The 12,738-nt window shown below is 58.2% G+C and carries 11 protein-coding genes; 5 read left to right on the top strand and 6 right to left on the bottom strand.

Annotated elements, in window-relative coordinates; all coding sequences use genetic code 11:
- Positions 1 to 10: 10 nt before the first annotated feature.
- Positions 11 to 1,090, top strand: coding sequence for a fatty acid desaturase family protein (locus tag RYH70_RS10555; RefSeq protein WP_253825067.1), 1,080 nt, complete (start codon positions 11 to 13; stop codon positions 1,088 to 1,090).
- Positions 1,091 to 1,097: 7 nt separating this feature from the next.
- On the opposite strand, the gene RYH70_RS10550 is transcribed toward RYH70_RS10555, so the two are convergent.
- Positions 1,098 to 2,285 (bottom strand): Bcr/CflA family efflux MFS transporter, encoded by a 1,188-nt coding sequence (locus tag RYH70_RS10550; protein WP_317009105.1) that lies wholly within the window; start codon positions 2,283 to 2,285, stop codon positions 1,098 to 1,100.
- A 98-nt stretch (positions 2,286 to 2,383) separates the two neighbouring features.
- Between RYH70_RS10550 and RYH70_RS10545 the strand changes: the two genes are divergently transcribed.
- The 4 genes from RYH70_RS10545 (at position 2,384) to RYH70_RS10530 (ending at position 5,895) form a co-directional block, all read left to right on the top strand.
- Positions 2,384 to 3,280, top strand: a complete 897-nt coding sequence (locus RYH70_RS10545) for a LysR family transcriptional regulator (RefSeq protein WP_022995038.1) — start codon at positions 2,384 to 2,386, stop codon at positions 3,278 to 3,280.
- 89 nt (positions 3,281 to 3,369) lie between these two features.
- A complete protein-coding gene (locus RYH70_RS10540) occupies positions 3,370 to 4,293 on the top strand; it encodes a LysR substrate-binding domain-containing protein (RefSeq protein WP_026949277.1) in 924 nt (307 codons plus the stop codon).
- An 88-nt stretch (positions 4,294 to 4,381) separates the two neighbouring features.
- Positions 4,382 to 5,248 carry a CmcJ/NvfI family oxidoreductase gene (locus RYH70_RS10535; protein WP_026949278.1) on the top strand — a complete coding sequence of 289 codons (867 nt, stop codon included), beginning with the start codon at positions 4,382 to 4,384 and terminating at the stop codon, positions 5,246 to 5,248.
- Positions 5,249 to 5,274: 26 nt separating this feature from the next.
- Positions 5,275 to 5,895, top strand: coding sequence for a 2-hydroxychromene-2-carboxylate isomerase (locus tag RYH70_RS10530; protein ID WP_022995041.1), 621 nt, complete (start codon positions 5,275 to 5,277; stop codon positions 5,893 to 5,895).
- A gap of 7 nt (positions 5,896 to 5,902) precedes the next feature.
- Here RYH70_RS10530 and RYH70_RS10525 read toward each other — a convergent pair whose 3' ends face one another.
- The 5 genes from RYH70_RS10525 to RYH70_RS10505 form a co-directional block, all read right to left on the bottom strand.
- Positions 5,903 to 6,982, bottom strand: a complete 1,080-nt coding sequence (locus tag RYH70_RS10525; RefSeq protein ID WP_317010154.1) for a saccharopine dehydrogenase family protein — start codon at positions 6,980 to 6,982, stop codon at positions 5,903 to 5,905.
- 18 nt (positions 6,983 to 7,000) lie between these two features.
- Positions 7,001 to 8,233 (bottom strand): NADH:flavin oxidoreductase/NADH oxidase family protein, encoded by a 1,233-nt coding sequence (locus tag RYH70_RS10520; RefSeq protein ID WP_317010153.1) that lies wholly within the window; start codon positions 8,231 to 8,233, stop codon positions 7,001 to 7,003.
- A gap of 68 nt (positions 8,234 to 8,301) precedes the next feature.
- The gene (locus RYH70_RS10515) at positions 8,302 to 8,730 is read right to left on the bottom strand and encodes a MerR family transcriptional regulator (RefSeq protein ID WP_022995045.1); all 429 of its coding nucleotides are present in this window, start codon (positions 8,728 to 8,730) and stop codon (positions 8,302 to 8,304) included.
- A 177-nt stretch (positions 8,731 to 8,907) separates the two neighbouring features.
- A complete protein-coding gene (locus RYH70_RS10510; protein WP_218839862.1) occupies positions 8,908 to 10,032 on the bottom strand; it encodes a type I restriction enzyme HsdR N-terminal domain-containing protein in 1,125 nt (374 codons plus the stop codon).
- 361 nt (positions 10,033 to 10,393) lie between these two features.
- Positions 10,394 to 12,541: a TonB-dependent siderophore receptor gene (locus tag RYH70_RS10505; RefSeq protein WP_284455523.1), complete on the bottom strand. Its 2,148-nt coding sequence runs from the start codon at positions 12,539 to 12,541 to the stop codon at positions 10,394 to 10,396.
- Positions 12,542 to 12,738: the final 197 nt, after the last annotated feature.

Here is a 12,738-nt window from a genome sequence, read left to right as displayed (position 1 = left end):
GTAACGTCTCATGACCCGCAAATACACATCCCATTACACGACGGGATTGCCGAACAAGAAATCCGGAGAGCACCGGGAGAAGGTCATGGACCATCAGGCGGTATATCGACATAACCACGCCACCCGTCGCAAGATTCACGACATTTTCACCCGTGAGGAGATGGCGGCACTCACCGCCCGCTCCGATGCCATGGGCGCTTGGGCGATCGCCTCCACCTGGGCCGCTATCGCCGGCTGTTTCTGGGTGATGGCTTGGGCTCAGAGGTGGGAACCATGGCTGCAGATACCGGTATTGATACTGGCGACGGCTCTGCTGGGCGGCCGGCAACTGGCCTTGTCCATTCTCACCCACGAAGCCACCCACAAGACGCTGTTTCAGCGCCGTTGGGCCAATGAAGGTCTCACCGACTGGTTGTGCGCCAGGCCGTTGGGACTCAATCTGGCCAAATACCGGGCCCACCATTTCATCCATCACGCCAGGACCGGTACCGATGAGGACGCGGACATTTCGCTGATCGAGCATTTGCCCACCACCCGCCGCTCTCTGATGCGCAAGTTCCTGCGTGACCTGACCGGCCTCACCGGTCTCAAGTTTCTGCTCGGCCGCGCGTTGATGGACGCCGAGCGGATGGAATGGACCGTGGCCACCAATGTGGAATGGCTGCCGAAGCGCGGCTTTGTCTGGCACCTGCGGGCGTGGCTGCGCAACAGTTTGCCGACGATGATCAGCAATCTGCTGCTGTTTGCCGCGCTTTACCTCTGTGGCTATCCGCAATTGTTTCTCGGCTGGGTCATGGCTTACCTGATTCCCTATCCCTTGTTTATCCGCATTCGCGCGCTTGCCGAACACGCCGGCACCGAACGCTGTGCCGACATGTTCCGCAATACCCGCACCACCCGGGCCGGCTGGCTGGCACGTCTGTTCGTGGCGCCGTTCCGGGTCAACTATCACCTGGAGCATCATGCCATGGCCTCGGTGCCCTGGTTCCGCCTGCCAGCCATGCACCGCATGCTGCGGGAACGGCAAGTGGTACCGGCGCCACCGGGGTACTGGCGGGTGCTGGACATCGTTTCGTCGGCACCGGCGTGAGTGCCACTCAGGAGCCCTTCAGGCCCGGACGCAACAGCGCCACGTATGCCAGCAAGGCCAACAACACCAGTGCCATGCTGTACAACGGAAAGGTGATGCTCTGGCCATCGTGCAAAGCCGCCATGCCTTGAGTAACGGCGGCTACCACGGCGTAATAGGCGAGTCCCATTACGGCTCCGGCGGTTCCGAGCGCATCATGGTACCGCTCCAGTGCCCGGTGCAGACAGACGGTGGTGGTCAGGGTGAAACCGGTGAATAGCAGGGCGGCGAAGGCGATGAACGGGACCAGGGCAAAGTCCCGCGTTGACAGACCGGCGACACCGGCCAGGCCGCCGGCAGCGAGCAACATCCCGATTAGCCCCAGCCGGATGAGCGCGCCGCTTTCCCAGCCTTTCCAGCCCAAATAACGCAGGATTATGGCGCCGACCACGCTGCCACTCACTACCCAGAGTCCAGTCAGACCGTACTCCGCGGGCGTCAGCCCCCCGCTTTGAATCAACAAAAACGGGGCTTCCCCGTGGTAACTGAACAGCACGCCGTTGGCGATTCCGATAACCGCCACCATGCCGGCAATAAAGCGATCACCCAGCATGCGCCGGACAACAGGCAGCAGCGCTGGCGTCGGCCCGCCGCCGGTCTCCGGCAAGGCGCGCCAGACCGCCAGCCACAGGACCAACCCCATCATCAGCAGCAGTGTCAGTGCGGCCCGCCAGCCCCACAAGGTGGTTACCATGCCGCCCAGCAAAGGGCCTATTGCGGTGGACAGCGGAATCAGCATGCCGATCGTGGCAAATACCCGCACCCGATCTTCGCCCTGGAACGCTTCCCGGCACACCGCCTGGATCACCACCGAACAGGCGGCAGCCCCGAACGCTTGCACCGCGCGTCCCGCGCGCAGCATGGCCAGTCCTTCTGCACCAACGCACAGCCAACTGCCCGCCGCGTAGACCGCAAGAGCAGCAAGCAGGGCGGGGCGGCGTCCCCAGCGGTCACTGAACCGACCCCACACCAAAACACCAAGTGCGAAACCGAGAAAGAAGACGCTTAGGGAGGTCTGCGCCTGACTTTCGCTGATGGCAAGTCCCGCGGCCAGATCCGCCAGCGCGGGGGTGTAGATGGTTTCGCCGATCTGCGGCAGTGTCACAAGAGCGGCGAGCAGAATCACCGAGGGTGGGGGAAATCGTGTAGGGGACATGGGGCCTCCGTTCAGCTTGGTGGGCAAGATTAGGAGGCCCGGGGTGTTGATGGAATGTGCTTTAATGGAATCCTTTCTTAATCAGAAGTTACGAATTAATGAAGGCCAGACTGGACCACATGAGCACCTTCCTGAGCGTGTGCGACAACGGCAGTATTGCCGCGGCCGCCCGTGCGCTCGGATTGTCCGCGCCGGCGGTCAGCAAACAGTTGTCCGCTTTGGAGCAGTCCCTTGAGGTTGTCCTGCTTGAGAGAACCACCCGCCGCATGGTCCTGACTCCGGCCGGCAGAACCTTTCAGGAGCACGCCGTGGCCACGTTACGACTGCTCGACGACGCGGAAAGAAATTGCCTCTCGCGAATCAAAGGCGAACCTTCAGGAACCTTGAGAGTGGTGGCTGCCCGTTGGCTGACGAAGACGTCTTTGTTACCACACCTGGACGAATTCGTGCGCCGCTACCCGGCAATTGATCTGGAATTGGAACTGGCCGAGCGCTTCCCGGATCTGGAGCAGGAAAACGTCGATCTGATCTTCGCCATGTCGATGGCGGGCAGCAACGGCATGGTACGGCGAAGTCTTGGCAAGACCGCCTATTGGCTTTGCGCCTCGCCGGACTACATAGAGCGCCACGGCATGCCTGAAACACCGGAGCAATTGGCGGAACACCGGCTCATTACCCATGCCATGCGGCATCCGCCGGATCGTGTCTGGCTGTGGGGTAGTCGCCAAGTGGTTATGCGGCCGGCGCTGCGGCTCAACGACACCGAGGCAATGATCGAAGCCGTAAAACAGGGGCTTGGCCTGGCCTGGTTGCATCACTATATGGTGCTGGAAGCAATAGAGGCCGGACACTTGTGCCGGCTGCGGTCCGAGTGGGAACAACCACCGATTGATGTGGCCTTGTTCTATCGGGCCAGCGGCCGGGCCCTGCCGGCGCTGCGTCATTTCATCGATTTCGCGGTGAGCCACTGTCGCCTGCCGCCACTCCCGACTTAGCATTCCTGACCTGGCATTTCCGACATAGACTCGACAAAAGCGGAACAACAGGCGCAGTCTTGGCGGATGTTTTCCCATGAGAGAAAGGAATGACAGCCCCTCTTTATCGCCTGCCGCCAATGGACGCGCTGCGCGGTTTCGTCGCCGTGGCCCGCAGAATGAGCATCACCGTGGCGGCGGAGGATTTGCACCTGACCCAATCGGCGGTCAGCCGCCAGATCCAGACCCTGGAAGCTCGCCTGGGCTGCAAATTGCTGGTCCGGGAATACCGTGGCGTCAGACTGACCGAGGAAGGCCGGCGGCTGTTCCAATCGGTGGACCCGATGATGCGGGAACTGCAGGAGTTGGTGGAAACGCTGGGTGGCGGTGAACAGCGCAAGCCGGTCACCATTACCGCCAGTATGGGGGTGGTGGGGCTGTGGCTACTGCCGCGACTTGGCGATTTCATCACGCGCCACCCGGAGGTGGATGTGCGTGTGGCCGCCAACAACAGAGTCGTGGATCTGGACACCGAGGGCGTTGATCTGGCGATTCGTTACTGTGCACGCTCCGCGGCTCCGGAGGGCGCGATCAAGCTGTTCGGCGATGAAATTATCGTGGTCGGGCACCCGGACTGGCGGAATGACGCCCTGAACCAGCCGGAAGTGTTCGCCCGTCAGGTGCTATTGGAGTTCGATGATCCTGACCATCCCTGGCTGCAGTGGTCATCCCATCTCGGCAGCACCGGACTGAACCATTTGCGCCCGGCGCGGTTGGTACGTTTCAACCAGTACGACCAATTGATTCAGGCGGCGGTGAACGGTCAGGGGCTGGCGCTGGGACGACGGGCGCTGGTGGCGGATTTGATCAGGGAAGGGCGCTTACAAGTCTTCGATTTTGGCGTGGGAACGTGGTCCGGCCCTCCAGCCCAAAAATACGCCCACTGGCTGATCCAGGCATCGGCGTCGCCGTCCGCCTCGGTGCGTGCATTGGCGGAATGGCTGGTGTCCCAGGCGGCATTAAGCCATGAGTAAAATGCATGTCATGGTTGCAAAATGATCGTTTGAGCCGCGTGCCTTTGAAGCCTTCAATGGAAATCTCATCCAGACGGAGGCGCAGCGTATGAATCATCTCTCATCGTCTTTTGCTCGTCATGAGGCGGCCACGCGGGCCTATCTCAGTTTTCATGTACCTGGCCCCGAGCGGCCCTGTCACTACATGTATCAGCCCGAGGATGGCTCACCCCAGGATTCAGGCCGGTATGAAACCCGGGCCATGACGGTTCTGGATGCGCGTCGAGCGGACTTCGAACCAGGGCTGGACAAACAGGGGTTCCGGTTATTGCGAACGGATACAGCGGTGCCGGACCAGGTGGACGATGGTGCCTGGATCGCCGCGACCTACTATCCGCCAATGGCGGAGATGGCCCGGCGCGCCACCGGCGCCGATCGTGCGCTGGTGTTCGATCATCAGGTCCGCCGCCGTGAGCCAGGCCAGATCACAGCCGGGTTTGGGCGGCATGGTGATGGCAGCCGCCCGGGGGCGGTGGGGCGGCTGCACAACGATTACAGCGAGGCTTCCGGACGGGCCAGGGTGGCCACGGTGCTGGCTCGCCAGGGGGAGCGTATGTCGCCTCACAGTCGCTATGCCATTGTTAACTTGTGGCGGCCGTTACGCGGCCCGGTGCTGGATGCGCCGCTGGCACTGTGCGATGCCTCGACTCTTTCGGTACTGGACCTGAACCCGGCGGAAGTGCGCTACCGGGAGCGCACTGGCGAGATTTATCTGGCTCGCTACACCGCCCGCCAACGCTGGTATCACTACCCGGCAATGACGCCGGACGAGGTGCTGATTTTCAAGCAGTACGACACCCAGTTGAGTGGTACCGCGCGGTTTACGCCGCATGGCGCCTTCGATCCGCCGGCGCTGCCCGCTGATGTGGCTCCGCGGCATAGTATCGAACTTCGCGTACTGCTGATTCATCACTGACCGCTCTCATCGAAGAGGATGTGCTCATGGTCTCGAAACACACCGCTCCAGCCATGGAGCTCTGGTACGACTTTGGCAGCAACTACAGTTACCTGAGCATCATGCGGGTGGAAGAGGCGGCGGATCGCCACGGCGTCGCCATTGTCTGGAAGCCGTTCCTGCTCGGTCCCGTTTTCAAGGCACTGGGCTGGCAGGGATCGCCATTCCTGGCACAACAGGAAAAGCTGCGTTACGTGTGGCAGGACATGCTTCGCCAATGTGAAAAGTACCGGCTGCCGTGGACCCGGCCATCCACTTTTCCCCGCAACGGACTGCTGTCGTCACGGGTGGCGCTGCTGGGAGCGGATATGCCATGGATCGCGGAATTCAACCGCCAGGTGATGCTGCATAACTTTCAACGTGACCGGGACATAAACAGCGAGGAAGAAGTGGGCGGTATCCTTGCGGATATGGGGTTGCCGGCGGAATCCTTGTTGAAGGCCGCCCAGTCCGACCACAACAAACAGCGCTTGAGGGAGCAGACCCAGGAAGCCCTGGACCGGGGGCTGTTTGGCGCCCCGACCTTTCTGATCGGTGACGCCATGTTCTGGGGAAACGACAGGCTGGATGATGCCTTACTGTACGCGGCGACGCGCGGCAACGGATGAAATCAGGCTATTGAATCACCAACTCACCGGACTCCGGCAGCCGTGCTACCAACTCCGCCCCGACAAGAGTCGACGGAGTGTACGCGCCGCCAGTGTGCTGGTTCTCCATCAAATGTTCGATAACGGCCAGGGAGCCGGTTATGGTCAGGCTGTAGCCATTGGCGGTGCGGATGCGCGCGGTCTTCTTTTCCCCACGGGAATTGGTGGCTTCGCCCCAGACAAAAGTGGGCATCTTCTCCCGCGTGGCCTCGTCGGGGCCTTTCACGGTCTTGGCGATGCGCGCCTTGATCAGCTTCTGCACGAACTTAATGCCCAGCAAGGGCCGGAGATAGTTGGCCTTTTGGGCGCTTTTGATCATTCTGGGCGAACCGGGAATAAAAACCTTGATGTTGGGGATACCGGTGCTGTGATAGGCGGTGGACACGTCGCCCCAGGGAATGGTCATGGCCTCTTTTTCGCCGTCACCGAAATCGATACGACGCACTTCATAGGCCAGCGGGACGGTTACAATCTTGCCATCACGGCGTACCTTGCCGCCCTGCGCCAGCCCTTCCACGGAGGTCTTGGCGGTGCCCGGTGAAAAACCGGAGCGAGAGTCGAAGCCCAGCGCCAGATGGGTGGCATCGGGCAGGGCGGCTTTCAGAGAGGCGGCGACGCAGTCAGTGGGAATGACATCGAAACCGACGCCCGGACAGAGCACGATACCGGCGGAGCGGGCCTTGTCGCTCAACGACTGGGCCAGTTCGAACACCGCAATTTCCCCGGTGATGTCCAGGTAGTTGGCCCGTGCCGCGATGCAGGCTTTCATCATTGGTTCGGCGGTGGCGGAAAAGGGCCCGGCGCAATTCAGAACCAGGGACATCCCTTTGATTTGCCGGGTCGCTTGTTCCACGTTATCCAGGCTGAACGCCATGGTTCCCAGACCAAGCTCGTCCGCCAGCGCCTGAATCTTGCCCGGGTTGCGCCCGGCGAGAATCGGCTTGTACCCGCGCCGTGCCGCCTCCCGTGCGATCAGTTCACCGGTATAGCCGTTGGCGCCGTAGATCATCCACGGCTTTTGTTCCGGCTGAGGGCTTTGCTCGCTCATGATGTCGCTCCTGATCATTCACCGTGTGACGCTGGACATTTTCCGCCGATACTTGCGGCTTCTTAAGGTGTTGTCGACCTGGTTGAGCAGCAGTGCCCACAACGGGGATACGCCGGGTCTGGCCCGCCGTTTTACACTGTGCTTAACCAGTTGGTACTTGACCACCGCCATGTAGGCCAGTGATGCCAATGGCTTGTTCTTCCAGGTGATCGGGGCAAGCTCGGGCGCGTTTTGTTTACCTTGTTGCCAGTCCCGGGGCAGGTAGGGATCGATCGCCAGGGCTGTCCCGATGCCGGCCATATCCACACCGCTGGCTAGCACCTTTTCCGCCACGGGCAGGCGGCGAATACCTCCGGTCACCATAACCGGCATTCGAGCGACGCTCTCTATGTCCTCGGCAAACTCCAGGAAATAGGCTTCACGGGCCAGGGTACGGCCATCGCGGGATTCTCCATGCATGGCTGGGGCCTCATAGCTGCCACCGGACAGCTCAACCAGATCCACATCCTGTTCATTGAGCATGCCGACTACCCGGCGGGCATCATCCTGGCTGAATCCCCCGCGCTGAAAGTCGGCGGAATTGAGCTTTACGGCGACCGCGAACGCAGGGGAGACGGCGGCGCGAATTCCGCTGACGATTTCCAGCAGCAGGCGGGCCCGGTTCTCCAGTGGGCCACCCCATTTGTCCGTGCGCCTATTGGTGAGCGGGGACAGGAACTGGCTGATCAGGTAACCGTGGGCGGCGTGCACTTCCACCCCGGTAAAGCCGGCTTGTTCGGCAAGCCTCGCGGTGCGAATGAAGCGCTGAATAACATCCTCAATAACATCCTCGGTCATTTCCCGAGGCGGATTGAAGTGCTTTGACAGCTTGCCGAGATCCACGGAAACCGGGGAGGGGGCCCAGGTTTGCTGAGCAAGATCGCCCGGCATCTGGCGTCCAGGGTGATTGATCTGCATCCAGAAATGGGCGCCCTGAGCGCGACCGGTGCTGGCCCAGCGCTTGAATTGCCCAAGATACCTTTCGTTCTCCAGCACCACGCCGCCGGGACCGGTCATGGCCCGGCTGTCCACCATGACGTTGCCGCTGATCAACAGCCCCGCGCCGCCATCGGCCCAAGCCTTGTAAAGCTGCATAAGCTGCTCGGAAGGCGCGAAATTTTCGTCCGCCATATTCTCTTCCATGGCGGCTTTGGCAATACGGTTGGCCAGGGTGGCTCCGTTGGGCAGTGTCAACTCCGTAAACACGGTCATGGTGAGGCACCTCTACTGTGTCAGTGAGGTGACTCTAACGTTGAAGCCAACTTTAAGGTCAAATCATTTTATGATGACTTTTCGGCGGTTGGCGTGCCCAAACCGAACTGTGAAAGAACCCGCTTGGCATTGGAGGCGCAGTCCATGTCTTCCGGTTTTGACTCGAGCTCGGCGAGGACCGCCTGTAGCTGCGCCTTGCTTTGCGTCAGTCGTGCCTGAATCTCCTCGATGTCACGAATCTTCTGCTGAAGCGCATCAAGCAGCGAGCCATGATCCCAGGCGCCCAGATCCGCGGGCAGCAGCGTACGCAGCTCGTCCAGGCTAAAGCCGGCCTGTTGCGCAGTGGTGATCAGTTTGAGCACGGTCACGGCTTCTGGCGGATAGGTGCGGTAACCGTTGGCCTTGCGGCTGACGGTTTTCAGAAGGCCAATTCTCTCGTAGAAGCGGATACGTGAGGGGGCAAGGTCAGTGATATCCGCCAGTTCGCCAATTTTCATGTCCGTAGCCGGATTGTCGCAGGGTTAAGGCCAACTTTAACAAAAGGGAGGGCTTATCCATATGATGCGTCCTTTTCATCGTTATAGCTTATTTAACATAATATACATTACACCTAATTATGGATAAGCCGAGACACCCCAGAAATGACAACGCCCCTTCACCAGATCGGCACTTCATTAGGAGCCAGCCATTTCGGATTCCAGGTCTTGACCCGTGTCCGATACGTCGTAGTACCCAATGGTTACCCTCAATTGCTCCTTGTATTGAAAGATGTCCGTTGGTGATCGGATTGGATGGCGGGTTTCCCTTTTGTCCTTATCGAACAGGCCGATGTATTTCTGGGATCGATTGAAATGTAACCGGCATATCGGCTTGCGGTTGTTGTCATCCAGTAGTACGCCGAAATAGCTCAGGGTGTCCCGCTCAGCGATGCGGTTGATATCCACTTGGTCAGACAGGATCGCCCGGACGATATAGAAACCCTGGAGTTCTTCCGCCGTGGTTTCGATTTGTGGCCCCTGGCCTTCCTCCTGTTCCGTCTCTTCCTGACGGCTCAGGGCGCTGGAACGTTGGGTGTAATCATCACGCACGGCGCCTTTCAAGCGCTCGTTTAAATTGTCGTTTAGAAACTGGGCGGTGGCTCGTTGTACAATGTCCCGAAATTCCTCTTTGGCTTTCTGGGTGAGTCGCCCGTCATAAACCTTGCCAGCGAAAAGAGCGACGAATTCCTCGGAGGGTTGCGAGAACTCCTCGGCAATCAGCTTCTTGATGCGATTGGTATATTTCAGCTCGCCGGCGGCGGTGATGACATCACCCAGATCAAAATCGTTCTTGGATAGCTTTCGGATCTCGTCAGATAATCGCCAATTGAAGTTGGTGAAATCGACCTCCATAAAGGGGTTTTTGTCCATGCGATTGGCGGCATCAAGATCCGTGAAGAATTGATAGCGAATGCCATTCGTGAGAATGGCAATACGAGCCTCTGTCACCGAAAAATAGCGATAGAGTTGAGATGCATGCTTAAAGCCCAACTCATCGCCGGCTCGTTTGCACTCTATGAGGATCTGAATCGAACCATGTTGTTTAACCGCGTAGTCGACCTTTTCTCCCTTTTTGATGCCCTGATCCGCGGTGAACTCGGGAATGACTTCCAGTGGATTGAATACGTCATAACCCAGAATGTCTTTTATAAATGGCATTACAAGAGCGTTTTTCGTGGCTTCTTCCGTGGCCAGGTCTCCAGCCAACTGCCCTACTTTGGACCGCATTTGTTCCAAACGGTCTTCAAAATCCATGGACATGGAATTCCCCTTCTTCGTGTTGTTGTATTGTTCCCCAGGAGGGCTTGGTTAAACCGGCCCTGTGAGATTGAGTCTAGGCGAACCATGGTTGAGGTCAAATAATAAACAAACAGCTTGGTTTTTTGTTGATTTTGATTTTTATAAAATTTAATAAAAACATAAAGTTAAAATGATTTCTTAAAGTAATTTGTTGTTCATGATGGGCGTGCTCGCTCCTCAGGGCTCTAGCAATACCTCCCCCACGCCTCCTCCCCAGGACGAGAGCATCTTTGCGGTTCTGCTTGGAGGAGTAAACCCCCTTCCCTGCCCTGCCAGACGCCCCCTCCCGAGGAGGTGGGTGCGGTGGCGTACTGGCCGATGGCTACCAGCGATAGCTGACTTTCGCCGTAATCTCGCGCCCCGGATTGTAGTAGTTTGCTGTGCCTGACCCGACCACATGCTGCTCATTGAACAGGTTTTGAACATTGACGGAAACGTCGACGTTTTTAATGAGCTGGTAGCCGAGAGAGGCGTCGAAGAGCGTCTCCGAATCGCTCTTGGAGGTATTGGCGGCATCAAAGTAATAAGAACCGACATGCCGGGCACCAAGACCGAAGCTCATACCTGTATCTGGCAGAGTATAGTGTCCCCAGAGCGAGGCGGTGTGTTTCGGCGCAATAGCGAACTCCCTCCCTTCGAGTGAAGTGCCATCCCCGAGTGTGCCGCGAATCACTTCAGGGTCTATATAGGAGTAGCCCCCGATAAGGCTCAGGTTGTCGGTCAGTTCGACTCTGGCTTCCAGATCAAGACCTCGCACGCGGGATTCGCCAATGGTTTCCTGCTCGATGGTGCCGTTATCCTGCACAACGGCAATGGTAACGTCGTCTTTGTTCAGCTCATAGACCGCTGCCGAGAACAGCGCGTTCATACCCGCGGGCGCGTATTTCACCCCTATCTCGTGCTGCTCACCGCGTTCCGGTTTAACACCGATGGCTGGCGGTGCTACCGATTCCACATAACTGATATAGGTGGAGAATCCGTCACTGACTTTATAGGTCAGAGCGCCCCGGGCCGAAGTTTCCGAAAAGTCATCGCTGTCATCGAAAGGCGAACCGTATGAGCTCCCCTCGCTGGAAAGATCCATTGAGTCATTGCGAACCCCAGCCGTGATAACGAATCGATCATAAAAAGATAAGTTCTGTGTCAGGAAAACTGATTTGGTGGTGTAATCCTGCTTGTTGGTGCTATAGATATTCAGGCTGCTCGGAGCCCCGGAGTAAGCCGGGTCTTCGATATCAATTGATTCCGCATCCCCATAGAAGGAGCTGTCATCCGTTGAGGCGTCACGGTATTCGATCCCCAGCAATGTGCTGCTGTCGACGTGATCGAAGCTGGCATCGTATTGCAGAATGACGTTTCCGATCAGTTCATGCGCCTTACTGTCGGTGCCGAAGTAATCCCGATCCACCACCGTGCCTGTTCTTGCGACGGAATCCGTCAGATAAACGTAACCAAAATCATCGGTCAGATCGCTGTAGCGCAGATTCCCACGCAGGGTAAGCCCATTATTGAAATCATGGGTGAGCTGCCCGGTCATACTGGTTCGTTCAACGTCGTGATAGTTGAAATCAGGCTCACCAAAGAAATCATTGCGATCATATTCCCGATCAAGCGGATAACCGCCACTGTTGGGCGTGCTGTCCCGCTTAAGATAGTCCAGGATCAGCGTGGCGGAGGTATACGCTGTCGGCTCCCAGGTCAGTGACCCCATAAAGAACTGATTGTCGTCTTTCGAGTGGTCGTATTCGCGCTCGCCATCCTTGAATTTTCCGGTGAAGCGATAGGCCAGTGTCTGGTCGGCGTCCAATGCATCCCCCACATCAATGCCGGCCTCTTTCTGGTCGAAGGAACCATAGCCCAGGTAACCCTCACCAAAGCGATAAAACTTCGGTCGCTTGCTGACGAAGTTCACTGATCCCCCAGGATCCGCTGGGCCGAACAAGGTGGAGTTGGCTCCACGCAGTACTTCCACGCGCTCATAGGCGTAAGGCTCCTCACGCACACCGCGCATCGATCCCAGTGTCATGCCGTCACGGTAAGTAGTGGCCTGGAATCCTCGAATCTTGAAATAGTCGTTACGGTCGTCGGTGCCGTAGTAGTCGGTGATGATCCCTGGCGTATATTGCAGGACCTCCTCGGTGGTATTCGCGTTTCGCTGCTCGATCTCCTTTTCCGTAATGACCGACACGGAGGCAGGTGTGTCGAGGATGCTGGTTGCGACCTTGCCGCCCACCCATAACTCCCGGGCAACAGTGGAGTTGGCATCATCATCAGGGGCTACCACGTGCGTATTGACGATAATGGGAGCGAGACGATATACCGTTTCTTCCTCATTCCCGCCGTCAGACTCCTGCGCGCTCCCAATCATCGGGGCAATAGCCAGAGTCGTGCCACATAGCAGAGCGGTCGTGGTTCGCCGGCATCGTGGTCTATTGGCCTGGCGTCGGACTGTGCTGTTGCGATCAATCATTTGAACCCCCAAAGGTGAAGACGTGGCCTGGCGCTCCCCATGAGCCTGAACAGCGCGTTTACGTTTCTCTACCGAAGGGATAGGGATTATCCGGAGAGAATCTGCCTGGGTCAATAATGATAATGCTTTTCATAAGCGTTCATTTTCTTGATTGGCCTGCCACCGGCAGATATCTGCCGGCCTTTCAGATCGGGATT

This window comes from Alloalcanivorax xenomutans, assembly GCF_032810065.1.
Taxonomy (GTDB): Bacteria; Pseudomonadota; Gammaproteobacteria; order Pseudomonadales; family Alcanivoracaceae; genus Alloalcanivorax; species Alloalcanivorax xenomutans.
This window is presented reverse-complemented; position numbering and strand designations above follow the sequence as displayed.

Bases quoted from the DNA above. Each gene is read 5' to 3' on its own strand.
- RYH70_RS10540 (WP_026949277.1), top strand. From the start codon at position 3,370: ATGACAGCCCCTCTTTATCGCCTGCCGCCAATGGACGCGCTGCGCGGT.
- RYH70_RS10545 (WP_022995038.1), top strand. From the start codon at position 2,384: ATGAAGGCCAGACTGGACCACATGAGCACCTTCCTGAGCGTGTGCGAC.
- RYH70_RS10530 (WP_022995041.1), top strand. From the start codon at position 5,275: ATGGTCTCGAAACACACCGCTCCAGCCATGGAGCTCTGGTACGACTTT.
- RYH70_RS10525 (WP_317010154.1), bottom strand. From the start codon at position 6,982: ATGAGCGAGCAAAGCCCTCAGCCGGAACAAAAGCCGTGGATGATCTAC.
- RYH70_RS10520 (WP_317010153.1), bottom strand. From the start codon at position 8,233: ATGACCGTGTTTACGGAGTTGACACTGCCCAACGGAGCCACCCTGGCC.
- RYH70_RS10510 (WP_218839862.1), bottom strand. From the start codon at position 10,032: ATGTCCATGGATTTTGAAGACCGTTTGGAACAAATGCGGTCCAAAGTA.
- RYH70_RS10535 (WP_026949278.1), top strand. From the start codon at position 4,382: ATGAATCATCTCTCATCGTCTTTTGCTCGTCATGAGGCGGCCACGCGG.
- RYH70_RS10505 (WP_284455523.1), bottom strand. From the start codon at position 12,541: ATGATTGATCGCAACAGCACAGTCCGACGCCAGGCCAATAGACCACGA.
- RYH70_RS10515 (WP_022995045.1), bottom strand. From the start codon at position 8,730: ATGAAAATTGGCGAACTGGCGGATATCACTGACCTTGCCCCCTCACGT.
- RYH70_RS10555 (WP_253825067.1), top strand. From the start codon at position 11: ATGACCCGCAAATACACATCCCATTACACGACGGGATTGCCGAACAAG.
- RYH70_RS10550 (WP_317009105.1), bottom strand. From the start codon at position 2,285: ATGTCCCCTACACGATTTCCCCCACCCTCGGTGATTCTGCTCGCCGCT.